Below are 24,863 nucleotides of genomic sequence, written 5' to 3' on the forward strand. Positions count from 1 at the left end.
TCAGAGCCCGAAGTCTTCTTCGAATGCGTCGATCTCGTCCTGGTCCAGGTCGAGGAGCGGTGCCAGAGGCACCGCGGTGTGCTGGGGTGCCGCCGGGATCACCGCGGAGGCGTCGGGATGGCCGGCCCTGGTCACCACGGAGCGCAGGGCCCGGAACCAGCCCTCGGCGAGCGCGGCCACCTCGTCCTCGGTGAACAGCTCGCCCGGCCAGGTCCAGGTGGCCACCAGGCGGGAGCCGTCCGGGCGGTCCTGGGTGAGCGCGTTCAGTTCCAGTGCGTGCGCGGCGGGCATGTCGGCGTCACTGCCGCCGAGACCGCCTGTGTCGTCGCCGCCGTTGCCGTCTGCCGTGGAGGCGAACCGGCCGAGGTAGTTGAAGCCGATCTGCGGTGCGGGGAAGGCTGCCAGAGCCGGTGCGGTCTCGGCGTTGAGGTAGCGCAACAGGCCGTATCCGGCGCCGTTGTCGGGCAGTTCGGCGAGGCGGCCCGCGACCCTGGCGAGGGCGCGGCCGACGGCGGGTCCGCCGGAGTGGATGTCCGCCCAGTCGCCGTCGGGGACGCCGGGGTCGAGCAGGACCGGGAAGAGGCTGGTGAACCAGCCGACCGTACGGGAGATGTCCGTTTCCACAACGGTGCCCGTCAGCAGCTCCTCCCTGCCGTGGCCCTCCAGGTCGAGCAGTACGCCGCCGTCGTCCGGACGGCCCCGGTCGCGGTTCCACTCGGTCGCCGCCAGCGCGAAGGCGGTGAGCAGTACGTCGTTCACGCCGACCCGGAAAACAGTGGGCACGGTGGTCAGCAGCGGCTTCGTCACCTCGGGCGGCAGGGTCACGGTGAGCTGGCGCACGGTCTTGGCCATGTCCCGGGCGGGATCCAGTGCCCGCGTTCCGAGCGGCGGTTCCACACGACCCGCCAGCATGCCTGTCCAGACCGGCAGTTCGGCAGTGCGCTCCGGGGCTGCGGCAGCTGCCACCAGGCTCCGGGCCCACTGCCGGAAGGAGGTCCACACCGGTTCCAGTACGGGCTCCCGTCCGGCCGCGACCGCTTCGTAGGCGGCCATCAGATCAGGCGTCAGGATCCGCCAGGACACTCCGTCGACCACGAGGTGGTGCACGATCAGCAGCAACTCGCCGAAAGCGGTGGGGCCCGCGTCGAACCAGACGACCTGCACCATCAGCCCGGCGTCGGGGTCCAGCCGGTTCTGCGCGGCGAGGCCCTCCGCCTCGACGCGCGCCGTCACCCGGTGCTTGTCGAGCCCCGTGACGTCGACCCGGTGGATCACGTCCTGGGCCCGGACGTCTCCCTTCGGCGGTATGTGCAACGTCCAGTCGGTGTCCGTCCGCACCAGCTTGGCGCGCAGTGCGTCGTGGTGGTCGAGCACGACCTGGATGACCGCGGCGAGCCGGTCACCGGTGAGGTCTCCGGGGACGGGTGAGGTCACGGACTGGTTGAACCCCTCGATACGGCCGCCCAGTTCCCTCAGCCACCGGATGATCGGGGTCGCCGGCACGGCGCCGACCGCGGGGTCCGTGCCCTCCGGGTCGGGGGCCGGTGCCTGTTCGGCCGGGCTCTTGGGCAGGGCCGCCGCGAGCGCCTCGGGGGTCTTGTGCCGGAACACCTCGCGGGGGGTCAGCACCAGACCCGCCTGGCGGGCCCTGCCGACCAGCTGGATGGAGCTGATGCTGTCGCCGCCGAGGGTGAAGAAGCTGTCCTCGGCACCGGCCGTGGGCAGACCGAGCACCTCGGCGAAGAGCTGGCAGAGCAGTTCCTCGCGCGGGCCGACCGGTGCCCGGCCGGCCGGCAGCGCGCCGAAGCCCGGTGCGGGCAGCGCCTTGCGGTCCAGCTTGCCGTTGGTGTTCAACGGCAGCGCGTCGAGGGTGACGAACGCGGCCGGGACCATGTAGCCGGGCAGTTCCGCGGCGGCGTACGCCCGCAGTTCCGCCGTGTTGCAAGCGGCACTCGCCGGGACGACGTAGGCCACCAGGATTTTGCTGCCCGGCCGGTCCTCGCGGACCACCACGGCGACCCGGGCCACCTGCGCGTGCCGTGCCAGGACCGACTCGATCTCGCCCAGCTCGATGCGGAAGCCGCGGACCTTGACCTGGAAGTCGGTGCGCCCGAGGTACTCCAGCTCGCCCTCCGCGCCCCAGCGGGCCACGTCACCGGTGCGGTACATCCGCGTCCCCGGCAAGCCGTACGGGGAGGCGACGAACCGTTCCGCGGTCTGCCCCGGCCTGCCGAGGTAGCCCCGGGCCAGGCCGGCGCCCGCGATGTACAGCTCTCCCGGGACGCCCGGCGCCACCGGGCGCAGTGCGCCGTCGAGCACATGGACCCGGGTGTTGAGGAGGGGCCGCCCGATGGGCGGTGCCGCGGTGGTGCCGTCCAGTTCGGCGGCGGTGGACCAGATCGTCGTCTCCGTGGGCCCGTACACGTTGATCACCTGCCGGCCGGCCGCGGCCATCGCCCCGGCGAGGGCTCCGGGTACGGCCTCGCCGCCGACGAGCATCCGCAGCCCGGCGAGGGCCGCAGGAACGTCGCCGAGCAGTGTCTGCCACAGCGAGGGCGTGGCCTGCATGACCGTGCCGCCGTGGGTGCCGATCAGAGCCGCCAGCGCCCTCGGGTCGAGAACTTCGTCCTTGCTCGCGACGACCACCCCCGCCCCGGCGAGCAGCGGCAGGTAGAGCTCCAGGGCCGCGATGTCGAAGGAGACGGTGGTGACGGCGACGAGCCGGTCCGTGCCGTCCATGGGCACCCTCGCCGACATGTCGGCGAGGAAGTTGTCCAGGGCGGCCCGGGAGATCACGACGCCCTTGGGCCGGCCGGTCGACCCGGAGGTGTAGATCGCGTACGCCGGATTCCGGCCGTCGGCCGGTGCGCCGGCCAGGGCTTCGGCCGGGTGTTCCGCCAGCTCCTGGGCCGTCTCCGGGGTGTCGAGCAGCAGCGGTGGGACGTCCGTCGTGGGCAGCATGGCTGCGGCGGCAGCGGTGGTGAGCAGCAGCGAAGGGCGGGCGTCCGCCAGTATGTGACCGAGCCGCTCCGCGGGATGCTCCGGGTCCAGCGGCACGTAGGCGGCGCCGGACTTGGCGACGGCGAGCAGCGCGACCAGCAGCTCCGCCGACCGGGGCAGGGCCACGGCGACGTACCGTTCGGGCCCTGCTCCGCGGGAGACGAGGAGGTGGGCCAGGCGGTTGGCACGGGCGTCGAGTTCGGCGTAGCCGATCCGCTCGGTCCCGGAGATCACCGCCGTCGCGCCGGGGGTCGCGGCGGCCCGCTGCGCGAACAGTTCGGTCAGCGGTGGGACGCCGTGCCCGGCGTCGACCGTGCCCGCCCAGTCGCCGAGAACGAGCTTCTCGTGCTGGGGTGCCAGCAGCCGCAGCCGGCCCACCGGTTCCTCGGCGTGGTCGGCGGCCTCGCCGAGGAGCCTCAGCAGGCAGGCTCCGAGCGCCTCGACGTGGCTCCGGTCGAGCAGGTCGGGCCGGTGGGCGAGATCCAGGCCCAGCGAGCGGCCCAGGCTGACGGTGAGGCTGAGCGGATAGTGGGTGCTCTCGTGGTTGTCACCCCCGACGATCCCGAGGCCGCCCGCGGACTTGCGCAGGTCGGCGGCGTCGAGCGGGTAGTTCTCGAAAATGACGAGGGAGTCGAAGAGCTCGCCCTGTCCCGCGATCCGCTGGATGTCGGCGAGCGGCAGGTACTGGTGGTCCATGAGGCCGGCCTGCTGGTCCTGGAGCCGCTCCAGGAGAGCGCCGACCGTCTCGGACGGGTCCAGCCGGACCCGTACCGGAAGGGTGTTGATGAAGAGCCCGACCATCGACTCGATGCCGGGGACCTGTGGGGGCCGGCCGGAGACCGTACCGCCGAACACGACGTCCTGACGGCCGGTGAGCTGGCCCACCACCATCGCCCACACCGCCTGGACCACGGTATTGACGGTCACCCCATGCGACCGCGCCCAGCGCGCCAGCGCGGCGGTCTGCTCCTCCGGGAGTTCGAGTCGGGTTCGCACCGGGAGTACGGGGGCCCGGGACGGGTCGGGGGCGGCAAGGAGGGTGGGCTCGTCGAGCCCGTCCAGGACCTGCTGCCACGCATGCTCGGCAGCCTCACGGTCCTGTGCGGCCACCCAGCCGAGATAGTCGCGGTAGGGGGTGACGCGCGGCAGCGCGGCGCCGGTGCCCTGTGCGTACAGCGTGAACAGCTCGCCCAGGAAGACCGGCATGGACCAGCCGTCAAGGAGCAGGTGGTGGTGGCTGACGGCGAACCTGTGCCGGTCCTGGCCGGTCGTGATGAGGGTGAACCGCATCAACGGGGGCGCCGCGAGGTCAAAGCGCTGTGTCTGGTCCTCGGTCACGAGGCGGTCGGCCTCGGCGTCGCGCTCGTGCTCCGGAAGGGGCGTCAGGTCGATTTCCTGCCAGGGGAGTTCGAAGTCGGTGGGGATGACCTGGACGGGTGTGTCGAGTCCCTCGTGCCGGAAACCGGCCCGGAGGTTGGCATGCCGGGTCACGAGCGTGTGCACGGCGGCTCGGAGCGCCGCCCGGTCCACGGGACCTTCGATGTCGAAGGAGAGCTGGACGGTGTAGACGTCCGAGGCGTCCTCGTCGAAGACGGCGTGGAAGAGGAGGCCCTGCTGGAGGGGGGAGAGCGGAAGTATGTCGGTGAGGCGGCCGTGTTCGGTCTCCAGGCGGTCGATCTGCTGCTGGGTGACCGACACCAGGGGCCGCAGGTCGGCGGGTGTGAGCCCGCCGGCGTCGGGTTCGGCCGCGTGCGCGGCGATGGTCCGAAGGGCACGGAACCAGCCCTCGGCGAGGGTACGTATCTCGTCCTGGGTGAACAGCGCGGCCGGCCATGACCAGTCGGCGACCAGCTGTGGCCCGTCGGCATGGTCGAGGGTGACGGCATTGACATCCAGCGCATGCGCGGTGCGGCCTTCCGGGTCGCGGCCGTCACCGAGGTCGGCGTCGGAGCGCAGGGCCCAGTCGGCGCCCGCTCCGGTCGGGTCGCCGCCGTCGGCGCCGAAGCGGCCCAGGTAGTTGAACCCGAGCTGCGGAGAAGGAAGTTGAGCGAGGACGCCGGATGTGTCCGGGTTGAGACGGCGCAGGAGGCCGTAGCCGATGCCGTTGTCGGGGAGGGCGTGCAGCTGCTCCTTGACCGCCTTGAGGGCGCGGCCCGGGTCACCTGTGTTCCCCGCCTCCCCTGCGTCGAGCCGGACCGGGAACATGCTCGTGAACCAGCCGACGGTCCGAGAGGTGTCCACTCCCTCGACGACGTCCTCACGGCCGTGGCCCTCGAGGTCGACGAGGACACTGCTGGAGCCCGTACCCCGCCACTCCGCGACTGCGAGCGCAAAGCCCGTCAGGAGCACGTCGTTCACCCCTGCGTGGAACTTTGCCGCGACGTCGGTCAGGAGCGGGCCGGTGATGTCGGTGGGGAGAGTGAGGGAGAGGTGCTGCACGGTGGAGGCGGTGTCGATCTCCGGGTCGAGCGGACGGGCACCGATCAGCGGATCGTCTCCGGCCAATACGGCTTCCCAGAGCGGGAGTTCGGCCGCGCGCTCCGCAGCCAGGGCGTGCAACTCCTGCGCCCAGCGCCGGAACGAGGTACCGGTCGGCTCCAGATCCGCACCCGCGTACGCCTGCGCCAGATCCGGCAGCAGAATCCGCCAGGACACCCCGTCCACCACCAGGTGATGGACCATGAGCAACAGTCGGCCCGCATCCTCGAACCACACCGCCTGCACCATCGACCCGGCCTCGGGAGACAGACGCCGCCGCGCGGCACGCGCCCCGGCGCTGATGGCACCCTCGCCCCGGCACAGCACATCCGCCGCCCGTACGGAACCGGACTCGGCAACCTCCAGGCTCCAGGCGTCGTCGGTGCGGACAAGGCGCGAACGGAGAACATCGTGGTGGTCCAGCAGCACTTGAAGCGCCGACTCCAGCCGCTCGTACGACACATCGGCGGGCGTCTGCAGCAGCATCGCCTGGTTGAACCCGTCCACCGGGCCGCCCAGCTCACGCAGCCACCCGACGATCGGCGTCTCGGGAACCCGCCCCAGACCGGCCGTCGAATCCTCGGCCCGCACCGCCGACACACTCCCGGCAACCGCAGCCAGCGCCTCGGGCGTCCGGTGCTGGAACACCTCGCGCGCCGTGAGCACCAGCCCTGCCTTCCGCGCACGGCTCACCAGCTGAATCGACACGATGCTGTCGCCGCCCAGCTCGAAGAAGCTGTCATCGGCCGACACCTGTTCCACACCGAGGAGTTCGCCGTACAGACGGCATAGCACCTCCTCGCGCCGGTTGCCCGGGGCCCGCCCGGTGCCGGCGCCCGTGAGCACCGGGGCCGGCAGCGCGCGGCGGTCCAGCTTGCCGTTGACGGTCAGCGGCAGTGCGGCCAGCTCCACGAACGCGGACGGCACCATGTACTCGGGCAGCGCCCCGGCCACGTGGGCCCGTACCGCCGCCCGGTCCAGCTCACCGGTACGCGGCACCACATACGCCACCAGCCGCTTGATGCCGGGCTGGTCCTCCCGCACCACCACCGCGGCCTGAGCGGCGCCTTCGTAGCGGGACAGAACGGTCTCGATCTCACCGGGCTCGATACGGAACCCGCGGATCTTGACCTGGTCGTCGGTGCGGCCCACATAGTCCAGCTCGCCGGTCCGGGTCCACCGGACCACATCACCCGTGCGGTACATCCGCGCACCGGGAGGGCCGTACGGGTCGGCGACGAACCGCTCCGCCGTCAGCGCGGACTTGCCGAGGTAGCCGCGGGCCAGACCCGCACCCGCGATGTACAACTCGCCTGCCACCCCCGGCGCGACCGGGCGCAGCGACTCGTCGAGCACCTGCACGCGGCTGTTGGTGACGGGCCGGCCGACGAGCGGCCGTGCCGTGTCCGTGGTCCGCGCGGTCAGGGTGTCGACGGTGGCCTCGGTGGGACCGTACAGGTTGTAGCCGGTGACGCCCGGTGTCCGGGCGAGCTCCTGCCACAGGGCCGGGCTCACGGCCTCACCGCCCAGCGCGACGATCCGCGGGCGGGCCTGCGGGTCGCGCACGAGCCCCTCCTCCAGGAGCTGTTCCGTGTACGACGGCGTGAGCTCCATGAAGTCGATGCCCGCTGCGCGTACGTACGCGATGAGTTCCGCCGGGTCGCGCCGGACGTCGTCGTCGATCAGGTGGAGTTCATGTCCGGCCACCATCCACAGGAGGGGGTCGATCGAGGCGTCGAACGAGACGGCCGCGGTGAGGGCTGCGCGCAGCGGACGGCCGGCGCTCCGCGCCTCGGCCGCGTACAGCTCCTCGAAGTGGTGGTGGTACAGATTGCCGAGGCTGCGGTGGGCGACCACGACACCCTTGGGGCGGCCGGTGGAACCGGACGTGTGGATCACGTACGCCGGGTGGTCGGGCCGCAGCGGGACGCTCCGTACGGCATCGCCGGGGGCGGTGCCGGGCAGCTCGCGCAGTGCTTCGACGACAGCCGGGTCGTCCAGGTCGATACGGAGACCGCCCCGGTCCCCGGGGACGGTGTCCCGGGTGCTTGCCGCGGTGAGAACGGCGGCAGTGCCCACGTCCTGGAGGAGCAGGGCGATCCGGTCCGAGGGGTGTGCCGGGTCGACGGGGACGTAGGCGGCGCCCGCCTTGGTGACGGCGAGCACGGCCACCACCAGGTCCGTGGTCCGGGGCAGGGCCACGGCGACGTACTGCTCGGGGCCGACGCCGTGCCGGACGAGCAGCCGGGCGATGCGGTTGGCGCGGGCGTCGAGTTCGGCGAAGGTGAGACGGCCGTCCGTGGCGACCAGGGCGGTGGCGTCGGGGGTCAGCGCCGCCTGCCGTTCGAAGAGCTCGGGCAGGGTGACGGCCGGGACGTCGCGGGCGGTGTCGTTCCAGCCGGTGAGCACCTGGTGCCGTTCGTCGGCCGTCAGGACGTCCACCGAGGGCACCTTCTCGTCCGGGCCGCTCACCAGCGCACCGATCAGGTGCACCAGGCGGGCGGCCAGTTGCTGGACGGTCTCGCGGTCGAAGAGGTCCGTCGCGTACTCGATGCGTCCGCCGATGCCGGCCGGGGAGCCGTCCGCCGCGAACGTCTCGGCGAGCTGGAAGGAGAGGTCGAACTTGGCCCCGTCCACGGTGACCTGCTCGGGCTCGATCCGCAGGCCGTCCAGGTGAAGGGTCGCCTCCGCGTTGTTCTGGAGGGAGAGCATGACCTGGAACAGGGGGTGACGGGCCAGCGAGCGCTCGGGGTTGAGAGTCTCGACGAGCTGCTCGAAGGGGACGTCCTGGTGGGCGTAGGCGGCGAGGTCGCTCTCCCTGACCCGTTCCACCAGCTCGCGGAAGGTCGGGTCGCCCGACAGGTCCGTGCGCAGCACCAGCGTGTTCACGAAGAACCCGACGAGGTCGTCGAGGGCTTCGTCGGTACGGCCGGCGATCGGCGAGCCGATCGGGATGTCGTCACCGGCGCCGAGGCGTCCGAGCAGCGCGGCGAGCGCGGCCTGCACGACCATGAAGACGCTCGCACGACTCTCCCGGGCCAGCTCCGCCAGCGGTGCGTGCGCCGAGGCCGGAATCTCGCACGGCACCGTGTCGCCGCGGAAACTCATCTCGGCGGGGCGGGGCCGGTCCACGGGGAGTTCGAGCTCCTCGGGCAGTGCGCCGAGGGCGTGCTGCCAGAAGTCGATCTGCCGGGCGAGGCCGCTGCCCGGGTCGCTCTCGTCGCCGAGCACCTCGCGTTGCCACAGGGTGTAGTCGGCGTACTGGACCGGCAGCGGCTCCCAGGCCGGTGCCGCGCCCGAGCGCCGGGCGTCGTAGGCCACACCGATGTCGCGGGCGAGGGGTGCCATGGACCAGCCGTCGCCCGCGATGTGGTGGACGACGACGAGCAGCAGGTGTTCGGTCGCCGAGATCTCGAACAACTGGGCGCGCAGCGGGATCTCGGTGGCCAGGTCGAAGTCCTTGCCCGCGGCTTCGGCGAGCGCGGCGGCATGGAGGCCCGGGGTGCGCAGCAGCTCGGGCCGGGCCTGCTCGGGCGGCAGGACCAGCTGACGCGGCCTTCCCTCGGTGTCGGGGAAAACGGTGCGCAGGCTCTCGTGGCGCACGACCACGTCGGCCAGCGCTTCGCGCAGGGCGTCCGGGTCGAGGGCGCCGGTGAGGCGCACGGCCAGGGGCAGGTTGTAAGTGCCGTTGCGCTCCTCGAAACGGTTGAGGAACCACAGTCGGCGCTGGGCCGGTGAGAGCGGGACCGATTCCGGGCGGACCCGGGCCACCAGGGCCTGGCGGGCGTCGGCGGCATCGCCGATGCGTTCGGTGAGCGCCGCCACGGTCGGGGTCTCGAAGAGGGCACGGACGGCGAGTTCGGCGCCGAACAGCGAACGGATGCGGCTGACCACGCGGGTGGCGAGCAGGGAATGCCCGCCGAGGTCGAAGAAGCTGTCGTCGATGGAGACCCGCTCCACACCGAGCACTTCCGCGAAGACCGCGCAGAGCGACTCCTCCTGCTCGGTGCGCGGCGCCCGGCCCGTGCCGGCCGCGGAGCCGAAGTCGGGTGCGGGGAGGGCACGGCGGTCCAGCTTGCCGTTCGGGTTGAGCGGCAGCGCGTCCAGGGTCACGAAGGCGGACGGCACCATGTACTCGGGCAGAGCGGCCGCCAGACGGGCACGCAACTCCGCCGGGTCAACGGCAACACCCGGCACCAGAACGCTGTACGCCACGATCCGCTGATCACCGGGCCGGTCCTCACGGACCACCACAGCACCCTGCGCCACCGCCGGATGACCCGCCAGCACCGCCTCGACCTCACCGAGCTCGATCCGGAAACCACGCACCTTCACCTGATCGTCCGTACGGCCCAGATACTCCACCTGCCCCTGCGCACTCCACCGCACCAGGTCACCCGTCCGGTACATCCGCGTACCAGACGCACCGAACGGATCAGCCACGAAACGCTCGGCCGTCAGCCCCGGACGCCCCAGATACCCACGCGCCAGACCCGAACCCGCCAGATACAACTCCCCCGCAACCCCCACCGGCACCGGCCGCAGACCCGCATCCAGGACGTACGAGCGGGTGTTGTGCAGCGGACGTCCGATCGGCGGGGTGAGCGCGCTGTCCGTGTCCGTGTACCAGGCGGTCGCGTACACGGTGGCCTCGGTCGGCCCGTAGATGTTGGCGAGCGTGCAGCCGGGGACGGCGGCCCGGATGGTGTTGGCGGTGTGGGCCTGGAGGCCCTCACCCGCGAGTACCACCAGACCGGCGCCGAACCGGGCGTCCCTGCCCTGGCCGAGGGCGTGCACGAGGGCCGACGGGACCGCACTGATCAGGCTGTAAGCCCGCCCGTCGGACTCCAGCAGGGCGAGCACGTCACGCACCACCTCGATGCGTCCGCCGCTGAGCAGCGGGCCGAACATCTCGAAGACGGAGACGTCGAAGTTGAGCGAAGTCGCGGCGAGTACGTCCGCGAGCCGCTCGGGTCCGATGTCGGCGATCGCCCAGGCGGCGAGGTCGGCGACGTTCCGGTGGGTGATCACGACGCCCTTGGGCCGGCCGGTGGACCCCGAGGTGTAGATCACATACGCGGGGTGCTGCGGGTCCAGCGGCCGGGCCCGGTCCACGTCGTGCGGGTCGGTGTCGGGGAACCCGGCGATCCTCCCGCGCAGTTCGGGTCCGTCGAGCACCAGTGGGTCGGTCCCTCGGGGCAGTGCCGCGGCGGCCTCCTCGGTGGTGAGGACGAGTGTGGGCCGGGCGTCGGCCAGCATGAACTCGATGCGGTCGGCCGGGTATCCGGGGTCGATCGGCAGATAGGCGGCGCCGGACTTCAGGACGGCCAGCAGCGCGACCATCATGTCGGCGGAGCGCGGCAGTGCCAGGGCGACGAACTGCTCGGGGCCGGCGCCCTGTTCGATCAGCAGCCGGGCAACACGGTTGGCGCGTGCGTTGAGTTCGGCGTAGGTGAGTTCGGTGTCCGCGTGTCCCACCGCCGCGTTGCCGGGCGTACGGGCGGCCTGGGCCTGGAACAGCTCGGGCAGGGTGGCTGCCGGGACCTCACGGTCGGTGTCGTTCCATTCGGTGAGTACGCGACGACGCTCGTCACCGGCGAGGATGTCGACCGAGCCGACGCGGGCTCCGGGGTCGGCGGTAACAGTGTCGAGCACCCGCGCCAGCCGGTCGCCGATGGCCTCTGCGGTCGCACGGTCGAACAGGTCGGCCGCGTACTCGACGACGCCTCCCAGACCGGCCGGGCCGCCGTCCGCCGCGAAGGTCTCCTCCAGGGAGAACAGCAGGTCGAACTTTGCGGCGGCGCTCCCCACGGGCTGCGCGGTGACCCTCAGACCGTCCAGGTCCAGGGTGGCTTCGGCGTTGTTCTGGAACGCCAGCATGACCTGGAACAGCGGGTGGCGGGCCAGCGAGCGGGCCGGGTTGAGGACCTCCACCAGACGCTCGAAGGGGACGTCCTGGTGGGCGTAGGCGGCGAGGTCGCTCTCCCTGACCCGTTCCACCAGCTCGCGGAAGGTCGGGTCGCCCGACAGGTCCGTGCGTAGCACCAGCGTGTTCACGAAGAACCCGACCAGGTCGTCGAGGGCTTCGTCGGTACGGCCCGCGATGACGCTGCCGATGGGGATGTCGTCACCGGCGCCGAGCCGTCCGAGCAGCGTGGCGAGCGCGGCCTGCACGACCATGAAGACGCTCGCGTGGCTCTCGCGGGCCACCGCGACGATCCGGCTGTGCACCTCGGCAGAGAGCCGCAGCGGGACGCTTCCGCCCCGGTAGCTCACCTCGGCGGGACGAGCCCGGTCCGCGGGCAGCGCGAGCTCCTCGGGCAGTCCCGCGAGTGCGGTCCGCCAGTGGTCGATCTGCTGGGCCAGCGGGCTCGCAGGGTCGCTCTCGTCGCCGAGCACCTCGCGTTGCCACAGGGTGTAGTCGGCGTACTGGACCGGCAGCGGCTCCCAGGCCGGTGCCGCGCCCGAGCGCCGGGCGTCGTAGGCGTGGCCCAGGTCCCGGGCGAAGGGGGCCAGCGACCAGCCGTCGCCCGCGATGTGGTGCACCACGACGAGCAGTACGTGATCGGTGGCGGCGTCGTCGGTTCGTGCTGCGGCGCCGGTGATCTGGAACAACCGGGCGCGCAGAGGCGGCTCGACGGAGAGGTCGAAGCCCTGGGCGGCGGTCTCGTCGAGCGCCTCGTCGAGACCGGCCGCCGTGACGCGGGTGACGGGCAGGTCCGGCCGGGCCACCCCGGCGGGCAGGACGAGCTGGCGGGGCCGTCCGTCGATCTCGGGGAAGGCGGTGCGCAGGCTCTCGTGCCGTACGACCACATCTCCCAGAGCGTGTCGCAGCGCGGCCCGGTCGAGGGTGCCGGAGAGCCGCAGGGCCATCGGCAGGTTGTAGGTGGAACCGGGGCCCTCGAAGCGGTTCAGGAACCAGAGGCGGCGCTGGGCCGGGGACAGCGGGATCTCCTCGGGCCTCTTGCGGGAGGTCAGCGCCTGGCGGGCCCGGCCTGCGTCGGCGAGCCGCCCCGCGAGGAGGGCGGCGGTGGGTGCCTCGAAGAGGGTGCGGACGGCGAGTTCGGCGCCGAACACCGAACGGATGCGGCTGACCAGCCGGGTGGCGAGCAGGGAATGCCCGCCGAGGTCGAAGAAGCTGTCGTCGATGGAGACCCCGGGCAGACCCAGCACTTCGGCGAAGAGGGCGCAGAGGATTTCCTGCTGAGCGTTGCGCGGCGGCCGGCCTACCGGCGAACCGGCGAGCTCGGGGGTCGGCAGCGCCTTGCGGTCGACCTTCGCGTTGGCGGTCAGCGGCAGCGCGTCCAGGGTCACGAAGGCGGACGGCACCATGTACTCGGGCAGAGCGGCCGCCAGACGGGCACGCAACTCCGCCGGGTCAACGGCAACACCCGGCACCAGAACGCTGTACGCCACGATCCGCTGATCACCGGGCCGGTCCTCACGGACCACCACAGCACCCTGCGCCACCGCCGGATGACCCGCCAGCACCGCCTCGACCTCACCGAGCTCGATCCGGAAACCACGCACCTTCACCTGATCGTCCGTACGGCCCAGATACTCCACCTGCCCCTGCGCACTCCACCGCACCAGGTCACCCGTCCGGTACATCCGCGTACCAGACGCACCGAACGGATCAGCCACGAAACGCTCGGCCGTCAGCCCCGGACGCCCCAGATACCCACGCGCCAGACCCGAACCCGCCAGATACAACTCCCCCGCAACCCCCACCGGCACCGGCCGCAGACCCGCATCCAGGACGTACACCCGCATGGACTCCAGTGGCCGGCCGATGGGAACGGTGTGCGGGATATCGGCCGCGGACCTGATCGTGTACGTCGTGGCGAAGGTCGTGGTCTCGGTGGGCCCGTAGCCGTCCACCACGACGAGACCGGGGCAGGCGTCGAGCACCCGGCGCACCGCCGCGGCGGGCACCACGTCTCCGCCCGTCCACACCTGGTTGAGGCGGGCAAGGCAGCCCGGCCCCTCCTCGGCGATCAGCCGGAACAGTCCTGCGGTCAGCCAGAGCGCGGTGATTCCGTGGCGCGTGATGGTCTCCCGCAGACGTACCGCATCGAGGTCGCCCGGCGCGGCGACGACGATCCGGCCGCCGCCGAGCAGCGGCACCCACAGCTCGTAGGTGGAAGCGTCGAACGCGGTCGGCGAATGCATCAGCACCCGGTCGTGCCCGAACTCGAACCGGCGGTCGGCTGCCAGTGCGGCGATGTCGCGGTGGGTGACGCCGACCCCCTTGGGGAGACCGGTGGAGCCGGAGGTGAACATCACGTAGGCCAGCTGGTCCGGACGTACCGTGACACCCGGATCGTGCGTGGGGTGGTCAGGTGAGGTCAGGACCGAACCGGCCTCGATCACCGTCAGGTCCGACGTCGGGCCCGACGGCCCGTCTGCCGTGGCGCCGGAGGGGGCGGACACCGCATCGGTGATCAGAACGTTCGCGCCCGTCTCGGCGAGGATGTGCCGCACGCGGGAATCGGGGAAGCGCGGGTCGAGCGGCACGTACACGCCACCCGCCTTCAGGACTGCCAGCACGGCCGCCACCAGGTCGGACGAGCGCTCCATGCGAAGCGCCACCCGGTCCTCGGGCCGTACGCCGATGGCGATGAGGTGGTGCGCGAGACGGTTGGCACGGGCGTCGAGTTCGCCGAAGGAGAGCACTCCCGTGTCGGAGACGACGGCCTCGCTGTTCGGTGACCAGGCCGCGAGGTCGGCGAAGAGTTCGGGGACCGACCGGCCCTCGGACTCGTTCTGCTGGGTTTCGTTCCAGGTGACGAGCAGCTGGTGCCGCTCCTGCGCGCCGAGCAGGCAGAGCCGGCCGACGGGGGTGTCGTACTGCTCGGGAGCGTTCTCCAGGAACCGTACGAGCCTGCCCATCAGCGCGTCCGCCGCGGTGGCGTCGAAGAGGTCGGTGCGGAAGTCCAGCCGCAGCTGGAGGCGTTCACCGGGTACGGCAGTGAGGATGAGCGGGTAGTGGGTGGCGTCGTGGCCCTCGATGCCGGTGACGAGGAGCCCGCCCCCGACCTCCAGCACGTCCGCGTCGAGCGGGTAGTTCTCGAACACCACCAGGGTGTCGAAGAGTTCGCCCAGACCCGCCGTCTGCTGGATGTCGGTCAGGCCGAGGTACTGGTGGTCCATGAGCCCGGCCTGCTGGTCCTGGAGCCTGCCGAGGAGTGCGGCGAGGGTCTCAGACGGGTCCAGCCGGACCCGTACCGGAAGGGTGTTGATGAAGAGCCCGACCATCGACTCGATGCCCGGTATCTGCGGGGGACGGCCCGAGACCGTACCGCCGAACACCACGTCCTGACGGCCGGTCAGCTGACCCACCACCATCGCCCAGGCGGCCTGGAAGAGGGTGTTGAGGGTGACCCCTCCGGTGCGGGTGACAGCGGTGAGCCGCTCGGTGAGGGCGGCCGGGAGGTCCACCGTGACGCGGTCGGGGGCGGCGGGGCTGCCGTCACGGCCCGCGGGGGCCACCAGGGTCGGCTCGTCGAGGCCGTCGAGGACCTGCCGCCAGGCGCTCGTCGCGACGGTACGGTCCTGTGCGGCCACCCACGCCAGGTAGTCCCGGTTCGGGGTCACACGCGGCAGGGCGGCGCCGTCCCCGGAGCTGCCGTACAGCGTCAGCAGCTCCTTGACCAGGACGGGCATGGACCAGCCGTCGAGCAGGATGTGGTGGTTGGTGACGACCAGCCGGTGCCGGTCGGCGCCCGTCCTCAGCAGCGCGAAACGCATCAACGGCGGGCGTGCCGGGTCGAAGCGCACGGCCCGGTCCTCGGTCATCCAGCGGCGCAGTGCCGGCTCGCGCTCCTCCTGGGGAAGAATCGTCAGGTCGACGTCCTGCCAGGGGAGTTCGAATCCTACGGGGATGATCTGGAGTGCCGCGTCGAGTCCTTCGTGCCGGAACGCGGCCCGCAGGCCGCCATGGCGGCCGAGCAGGGCGTGGGCGGCTGACCGAAGGGCTTCGGCACGCAGCGGTCCCTCGATGTCGAGGGCGAGTTGGACGGTGTAGACGTCGTCGCCCTGCTCGTCGTAGACGGCATGGAAGAAGAGGCCCTGCTGGAGCGGGGAGAGCGGCAGTACGTCGGTGAGGAGGCCGTACTCGGTCTCGAACCCGTCGAGCTGCTTCTGGGTCACCGAGACCATCGGCCGCAGGTCACTGGGGGTGAGCCCACCCGCATCGGGGTCGGCCGCCTGAGCGGCGAGGGACCGCAGGGCACGGAACCATCCCTCGGCGAGCGTACGCACCTCGTCCTCGGTGAACAGCGCGTCCGGCCAGGACCAGTCGGCGACCAGGCGCGGCCCCTCCGCATGGTCCTGGGTGACGGCGTTGAGGTCGAGCGCATGGGTGAGACGCATGCCGGGGTCCCGGCCGTCACCGAGGTCGGCGTCGGAGCACAGGGCCCAGTCGGCAGCCGCCCCGCCCTCAGCCGCGTCGAAGCGGCCCAGGTAGTTGAACCCGAGCTGCGGGGTGGGCAGTTGGGACAGAACGCCGGAGGTCTCCGGGTTCAGATACCGCAGCAGGCCGTAGCCGATGCCGTTGTCGGGCAGGGCGTGCAGCTGCTCCTTGACCGCCTTGAGGGCACGGCCGGGGTCACCGGCTCCCGCCGCGTCGAGCCGGACCGGGAACATGCTGGTGAACCAGCCCACGGTCCGGGACGTGTCCACTCCCTCGACAACGTCCTCACGGCCGTGTCCTTCGAGATCCACGAGAACACTGCCGGAGCCCGTGCCGCGCCACTCCGTGACAGCGAGGGTGAACGCGGTGAGCAGGACGTCATTGACGCCCGCGTGGAACAGGGCCGGAATCTGCGTGAGCAGCGGTCCGGTGACGTCGGCGGGGAGAGTGAGGGAAAGATGCCGGACGGTGGAGGCCGTATCGACCTCCGGGTCCAGCGGCCGGGCACCGATCAGCGGCTCCCCACCGGCCAGCACGGCTTCCCAGAGCGGGAGTTCGGCCGCACGCTCCGCAGCCAGGGCATGCAACTCCCGCGCCCAGCGCCGGAACGACGTACCCGTCGCCTCCAGCTCCCCACCCGCATACGCCTGCGCCAGATCCGGCAGCAGCACCCGCCAGGACACCCCGTCCACCACCAGGTGATGGACCATGAGCAACAGCCGGCCCGCATCCTCGAACCACACCGCCTGCACCATCACCCCGGCCTCCGGAGCCAGCCGCAACTGCGCGGCACGCGCCCCAGCGCTGATGCCACCTTCGCCCCGGCACAGCACATCCCCCGCACGCACCGACCCCGGCCGCGCCACCTCCAGACCCCAGGCACCCTCCGCACGGACCAAACGCGAACGCAGGACATCGTGACGGTCCAGCAGCACCTGAAGCGCCGACTCCAGACCCTCGAACGTCACCCCCGCCGGCGTCCGCAACAACATCGCCTGGTTGAACCCGTCCGCGGAACCGCCCAGCTCACGCAGCCACCCCACGATCGGCGTCTCCACCACCGCCCCCAGACCCGCCTCCGGCTCCTCGGCACGCTCCGCCGACACACCCTGCGCAACGACAGCAAGTGCCTCCGGCGTCCGGTGCTGGAACACCTCACGCGCAGAGAACACCAACCCCGCCCTCCGCGCCCGGCTCACCAGCTGAATCGACACGATGCTGTCGCCGCCCAGCTCGAAGAAGCTGTCGTCGGCGGAAACGGAATCGAGACCGAGCAGCTCGGCGTAGATGCCGCAGAGGGTCTCTTCCCGGGCACTGCGGGGCAGCCGCCCCTGACCGGCCCCGGTGTACTCGGGCAGCGGGAGGGCTTTGCGGTCGAGTTTGCCGTTGACGGTCAGGGGAAGCGCGTCGAGGACCACGAAGGCGGAGGGGACCATGTAGTCCGGCAGCGTGGCCGCGACATGCGCCCGCAGCACGTCCAGGGCAAGAACCCCACCGGGTGCGGGGACGAGGTAGGCGGCCAGGCGCTTGACGCCGGGCTGGTCCTCCCGCACGACCACCGCGACCTGGCCCACCGTGTCGTGGCCGCCCAGAACGGTCTCGATCTCACCGAGCTCGATCCGGAATCCGCGCACCTTCACCTGATCGTCCGTACGGCCCAGATACTCCAGCTCACCGGTGCGGGACCAGCGCACCACATCACCCGTGCGATACATCCGGGTGCCCGCCAGGCCGTGCGGGTCGGCGACGAACCGCTCCGCCGTCAGCCCCGGGCGACCGAGATAGCCCCGGGCCAGCCCCGCACCCGCGACATACAACTCCCCCGCCACTCCCGGTACGACCGGACGCAGAGCACCGTCCAGAACGTAGGTACGGGTGTTGAGCACAGGGGTGCCGATCCCCGGAACACCGGATCCGGCCACCAGCGGCGCGGACATCGTGGCCGCAACCGTCGATTCGGTCGGCCCGTACGCGTTGACCATGCGCCTCCCCGGCGCCCACCGGTCCACCAGCTCCGCCGACGTGGCGTCGCCTCCCACGATCAGCGAACGGAAACGCGGGAAGCCGCCCTGCGCAACACTCGCCAGCGCCGCCGGCGGAATCAAAGCGTGGGTGATGTCCTGCGAGACCAGCACCTGGGTCAGTACCTCACCGGCCAGCGGACCCGGCGCGGGCACCACCAATGTGGCACCCGCCGCGAACGTCATCACCAGTTCCAGCACCGACGCGTCGAAGCTCGGCGAGGCGAACTGCAGCACCCGGCTCTCCGCGTCCACCGCGAAACGCTCCACCCCGGTGGCCGCGAAACTCCCCACACCACCATGCGTGACCACCACGCCCTTGGGGCGGCCCGTCGACCCCGATGTGTAGATCACGTACGCAGGACTGGACGGGGACACCACCACACCGGGCCGCGCAGCCGAGATCTCGTCGTCCAGCGCGGGCAGTTCCCTCAGGACGAGGACCGGGTGTGCGTCCTGAAGCATGTAGGCGATCCGCTCCGCGGGGTAGTCCGGGTCCACCGGCAGGTACGCCGCTCCCGCCTTCAGCACCGCAAGCTGCGCGATCACGATGTCCACGGAGCGCGGCAGCACCAACGCCACCACACCCTCCGGGCCCACGCCCCGGCCCATCAGCCAGTGCGCCAAACGGTTCGCCCGCTCCTCCACCCGCGCGTACGACAACACCAACCCCGCACCCGCCACGGCCGGCGCGTGGGGAGTCCGCTCCACCCATGCCTCGAACAGACCGTGGAACGACACCGGCTCCACCACCTGCCGCGCACCTGCCCACGGCCCGAGCACCAGCTCCCGCTCGCCGGACGACAGCACCTCCACCGCGCCGACCCGTACCCCCGGATCGGCGCCCACCGCCTCCAGCACCCGTACCAGCCGCCCGGCGATCCCCTCCACCGACACCCGGTCGAACAGATCGACCGCGAACTCCACGCTCCCCGCCAGACCGTCCGCCGCCTCGGCGAGAGTGAACGAGAGGTCGAACTTCGCGGTGTCCAGACGGACCGGCTGCCGGCTCACTGCCACGCCGGGCAGTTCGAGTTCGGCCGACGGAATGTTCTGCAACTGCAGCGAGACCTGGAAGAGCGGGTGGCGGGCCATGGAGCGGGCCGGATTGAGGACCTCCACCAGCCGCTCGAAGGGCACGTCCTGGTTCGCGTACGCCGCCAGGTCCGTCTCCCGGACCCGCTCCACCAGCTCACGGAACGACGGATCACCCGACAGATCCGTACGCAGCACCAGCGTATTGATGAAGAACCCGACCAGATCGTCCAACGCCTCGTCCGTACGCCCCGCGACGGGCGACCCGAGCGCGATGTCCGTGCCGGCGCCGAGGCGGTGCAGCAGGGTGGCGAGTGCCGCCTGGACGACCATGAACAGGCTCGTGCCGGTCGTACGGGCGAGTTCGCCGAGCCGGGCGTGCAGTTCGGCCGGGATGTGGAAGCCGACGGTGTCGCCGCGGTGGCTCATCTCCGCCGGACGCGGACGGTCCGCGGGCAGCGTCAGCTCCTCCGGCAGCCCCGCCAGCGCACCCCGCCAGTAGTCCACCTGCCGCGACAGCTCACTCACCGGATCGTCCTCGGCACCGAGAACCTCCCGCTGCCACAACGTGTAATCCGCGTACTGCACCGGCAGAGCATCAAACTCAGGCACACCACCCGACACACGAGCCGCGTACGCCACACCCAGATCACGGGCCAGAGGCGCCAGCGACCAGCCGTCACCCGCGATGTGATGCACCACCACGAGCAGGACGTGGTCCTCCGGCGTGAGGGTGATCAGATGGGCGCGGACCGGGATCTCACGGACCACCTCGAAGCCCTCGGCCGCAGTGCGCGCCAGGACGTCGTCGAGCGTTTCGGGGGTGGCATCGACGCGGTGCAGCCGCAGCCGGGCGGCCGGGTCGGCGGCGTCGAGGACGAGCTGCCGGGGGTGGCCGTCCACATCGGGAAAGATCGTGCGCAGCGCCTCATGACGTGTCGTCACATCCGTGAGTGCGGCTTCCAGCGCGGCCGTGTCGAGGCGGCCACGCAGCCTCAGGGAGAGGCCCAGGTTGTAGGTGCCGCTGGGGCCCTCGAAGTGACCGAGGAACCAGAGCCGGCGCTGTGCGTGCGAGAGGGGGATCGCTGCGGGGCGCCGACGCGGGCGCACGGGCTCGCGAGCGCCCTGCGCGCCGTCGAGGGCGGCGGCGAGCGCAGCCACGGTGGGGGTCTCGAAGAGTGCGCGCACGGTGAGTTCGACCCCGAGGACGGTACGGATGCGGCTGATCAGCCGGGTGGCGAGGAGCGAGTGGCCACCGAGGTCGAAGAAGCCGTCGTCGATGGAGACTGCCGTGGCGTCGAGCACCTCGGCGAACAGGGCGCACAGCACGGTCTCCTGGCGGGTGCGCGGCGTCCGGCCCGCGCCCGTACCGCCGAAGTCCGGGGCGGGGAGCGCCCTGCGGTCGAGCTTGCCGTTCGTGGTCACCGGCAGGGAGTCGAGCACGAGGACGGCAGCGGGGACCATGTAGTCGGGCAGTGTGGCCGCGATGTGCGCGCGCAGCCCGGCGGGGTCGATGGAGTCGCCGGCGCCCGGCACGGCATAGGCCACGAGGCGCTTGTCGCCCGGACGGTCCTCACGGACGATCACGGCGCCCTGGGCGACGCTCCCGTGCCCGACGAGGACGGCTTCGATCTCGCCGAGCTCGATCCGGAATCCGCGGATCTTGACCTGGTCGTCCGCCCGGCCGAGGTACTGCAGCTCTCCCCCGGCGGTCCAGCGGACGAGGTCGCCGGTGCGGTACATCCGGGCGCCGGGGGCGCCGAACGGATCGGCCACGAAGCGTTCGGCCGTCAGCCCGGGGCGGCCGAGATAGCCGCGGGCCAGACCGGCCCCGGTGAGGTACAGCTCGCCCGGCACTCCGGCCGGCACCGGTTGCAGGGTGGCGTCGAGCACGTACACACGGGTGTTGGTGATGGGGCGGCCGATCGGCGGGGCGCCGGTGCCCTGCTGGAGGGGGCCGCTCATGGTCGCGCAGACCGTCGACTCGGTGGGGCCGTAGGCGTTGACCATGCGACGGCCCGCGGACCAGCGGCCGACGAGCTCGGTGGAGCATGCCTCACCGGCGGTGACCAGGCTCATGCCCTCGGGAAGGCGGGCGTCGCCCATGGCGGCGAGCACGACGGGCGGCAGGGTCGCATGGGTGACCTGCTGCTGGGTGAGGAGTCCGGCGAGGGGTTCACCGGCGGCCAGCCGCTCGGTGGGGGCCAGGACCAGCGCGGATCCGGACAGCAGGGTGGTGAGGATCTCCCAGATCGAGGCGTCGAAGCTGGGCGAGGAGAACTGCAGGACCCGGTGGCCGGGGCCGCCCCCGAAGGCGGCGCGGTGAGCGGCGGTCATGCTGGCGACACCCGCGTGGCTGACGACGACGCCCTTGGGGCGGCCGGTGGAGCCCGAGGTGTAGATGATGTACGCGGCGTCCAGCGGCTGGAGTTCGCCCGCTGCAAGGCCGTCCGGGGGGAGCTGCACCTCGTCGAGCAGCAGTCGCTCAAGACCGTCGTCCGGCAGCGCGGACCGGAGCGCGGTGCTGCTGAGGACGACGGCGGGCCGGGCATCGCCGAGGATGTACGCGATCCGCTCGGCGGGGTAGGCCGGGTCGACCGGCACGTATACCGCACCCGCCTTCATCGTCGCGAGGAGGCAGACGATCGTGTCGACGGAGCGGCCGAGCGCCACGGCCACCGGGCTGCCCCGGCCCACGCCGCGGTCGTGCAGCAGCCGGGCGAGCCGCGCCGCCCGCGTGTCGAGTTCGCGGTAGGTCAGCGAGGTGTCCTCGAAGACGAGGGCGGTGGCGTCGGGGGTGGCGGTGACCTGCGCGGCGAAGAGCTCGGGGACGGTCGCGTACGGCACGTCGACCGCGGTGTCGTTCCAGCCCACCAGAACACGGTCCCGCTCGTCGTCGGCGAGGATGCCGACGGCACCTATGGGGGTGTCGGGGGCGGCGACGAGGGCGTCGAACAGGCGCAGGAACCGGTCACCGACGGTGCGCACGGTCTCGTGGTCGAACAGGTCGAGTGCGAACTCGATCCGGCCTTCGACCCCGGCGGGCCCGCCGCCGTCGGTGAAGCGCTCCCCCAGCCGGAAGGAAAGGTCGAACTTGGCGGTGTCGGTCTCCAGGTTCCGGGCCGTCGCGACAAGTCCCGGGAAGTCGAGCACCGGCGCCTGGTTGTCCTCCATGGCGAGCGTGACCTGGGCGAGGGGGTGGCGGGCCAGGGAACGGACCGGGTTGAGGACCTCCACCAGCCGCTCGAAGGGCACGTCCTGGTTCGCGTACGCCGCCAGGTCCGTCTCCCGGACCCGCTCCACCAGCTCACGGAACGACGGATCACCCGACAGATCCGTACGCAGCACCAGCGTGTTCACGAAGAACCCGACCAGATCGTCCAACGCCTCGTCCGTACGCCCCGCGATGACCGTACCGACAGGAATGTCCTCACCCGCACCGAGCCGGCCGAGCAGCGCGGCGAGCGCGGCCTGCGCCACCATGAACACACTGGCACCGCTCTCCCGGGAGAGGGCGACGAGACGCTCGTGCGTCCGCGCACCGAGCCGGAAGTCGAGGTGGCCGCCCTGATGGCCGGCGACGGCCGGGCGGGGGCGGTCGGTGGGGAGCGTCAGCTCCTCGGGAAGTCCGGCGAGCGCTTCCTTCCAATGGGCGATCTGCTGGCAGAGCACACTCTGCGGGTCGTTCTCGTCGCCGAGCAGGTCGTGCTGCCAGAGGGAGTAGTCGGCGTACTGCACGGGCAGCGGGGTGAACTCCGGTGCGCCACCGCTCAGTCGGGACGCGTACGCGTGGCTCAGGTCACGGGTGAACGGTGCCACCGACCAGCCGTCGCCCGCGATGTGATGCACGACGACCAGCAGGACGTGCTGCTCGGGGGCGAGCGTGAACAGGTGGGCGCGTACCGGGATCTCCACGGCCAGGTTGAATCCGCGGGCGGCCGCGGCCGCGAGCTCACCGTCGAGGCTGTCGGCGGTGGCGTTCGCGACGAGAAGCTCGGGGAGCGCGTCGGCAGGCGTGCGAATGTGCTGGTACGGGGCGCCGTCCTGGACCGGGAAGACGGTGCGCAGGCTCTCGTGGCGTGCGACGACGTCGCCGAGGGCGGCGCGCAGCGCATCGGTGTCGGGCCGGCCGGCCAGTTCGACGGTGAGCCCGTCGTTGTACGTGGCCCCGCCGCGCTCCATCTGGTTGAGGAACCACAGCCGGTTCTGTGCTGCGGACAACGGAAGTACCCGCGGCCTGAGCCGCTTGGTGAGGGACTGACGGGCTCCTGCGGCGAAGCCGAGTGCCTCGGCGAGGGAGGCGACCGTGGCGTTCTCGAAGACGGTCCGCAGCGTCAGCTCGGCCTTCAGATCCTTGCGAATCCGGCCGACGAGACGTGTCACCTGCAGTGAACTGCCGCCCAGCAGGAAGAAGTTGTCGTCCACCGTGACGTGGGCCTCGCCGAGCACCTCGGCGAAGAGCCGGCACAGGACCTCCTCCTCGGTGGTGCGCGGGCCACGGGCCCCGGCGCTTCCCGTGGCGAGCGCCGGGGCCTCGGTGGCAGGCGCCTCGCACCGCGGCGCGAGCCCCTCGGTGTCCAGCTCGATGGAGTCCACCGGGCGGTCGGGGGCGGCGCTGCCGAGCCGGCGCAGGAAGTCGAGGAACGTGCCCTGGTACGCCTGGATTCTGTCGTCGCCGTACAGGTCGGGGTTGGCGTCGAAGTCGATCTGCAGTCCTCCGCCGGTGCCCCGGTCGTACACGATGAAGGAGATGTCGTCGGCGGGGCCGATGGAGAGGTTGTGCGGCCTGGCGGAATGTCCGGCGAAGGTGAGGTCGTAGTCGAACATCATGATGTTCACGTGCGGACCGACCAGCCGCCGGTCGTCGGCGAGCATGCCGAGGTCCCTGCGCAGGTCCTCGAACTGGTAGCGCTGGTGCTTCAGCGCGGCGCGCATCTCCGCGGAGACCTGGTGCAGGAGCTCCTCGACCGTGATTCCCGGCTTGATCGCGACCCGCAGGGGCAGCACGTTGGAGACCATGCCGGGCACGCTGCGGGCGCTCTTGCCGAGCCGGGTGGAGACCGGCAGGCCGAGCACGATCTCGGGGGCGCCCGTGAGCCGCTGCATCCAGGCGGCGACGGCCGCGATCAGGGCGGGCGGCCAGGTGACGGAGGCGTCGCTCGCCAGCGCGCGCAGCCGGTCGGTGTCCTGGGCGTCGAGGTGGGCGGTGCGTCGCGCCAGGGACGTGGCCAGGGAGGGCTGTTCGCCGGAGAGACTGACCGGCTCGGGGCACTCCTTGAGCCGGTCGATCCAGTAGGCGCGGTCGGTGCCGAACCGCTCGGAGTCCCGGTAGGCGTCCTTCTCCGCGTGCAGCTGCGCCAGCGGGGCGAACGGTCCTTCCGGTATCTGCTCGCCGGCCACCAGCGCCGAGTACACGGCCGCGGTCCGCCGGACGACCATGTTGACGGTGAAGCCGTCGACCAGCAGGTGGTGGTAGCGGTGCAGCCAGAGGTGACGGTCCTCGGCGACCTTGAAGAGGGCGAAGAGGAAGAGCTGGTCGCGCGCGGTGTCCAGGGGGCGTGCGAAGTCCTCGGCCATCCAGGCGCGGGCGGCGGCCCAGGGGTCGCTCTCGCCGCTGACGTCGACGACGTGCAGGGACCAGTCGAGGCTGCCCGCAGGAACGATCCGCACCGCCGGGCCGTCGTCGGTCTCGACGAACCGCTGACGCAGCGTCTCGGCCTCGGTGACGACGCGCCGGAGCGCGGCCTCGAACAGGGCCACGTCGACCGGGCCGTCGATTTCCAGGAATTCCCCGGTGTTGAAGATCGTGTTCTGCGGATTCAACTGCTGCGCGTACCAGACGCCCGACTGGGCAGCGGTCAACGGCAGAAGGGCGCCCCGAAGGTCAGACACAACCACTCACCCTCAATGAAATG

Annotated in this window: 1 protein-coding gene; it reads right to left on the reverse strand. The window is 71.7% G+C overall.

The window, feature by feature from the left end; all coding sequences use genetic code 11:
- Positions 1-24,840, reverse strand: a complete 24,840-nt coding sequence (locus OG897_RS19825) for a non-ribosomal peptide synthase/polyketide synthase (protein ID WP_266658533.1) — start codon at positions 24,838-24,840, stop codon at positions 1-3.
- Between the last annotated feature and the right edge of the window lie 23 nt (positions 24,841-24,863).

Origin of the sequence: Streptomyces sp. NBC_00237 (genome assembly GCF_026342435.1) — a bacterium.
Lineage (GTDB): Bacteria > Actinomycetota > Actinomycetes > Streptomycetales > Streptomycetaceae > Streptomyces.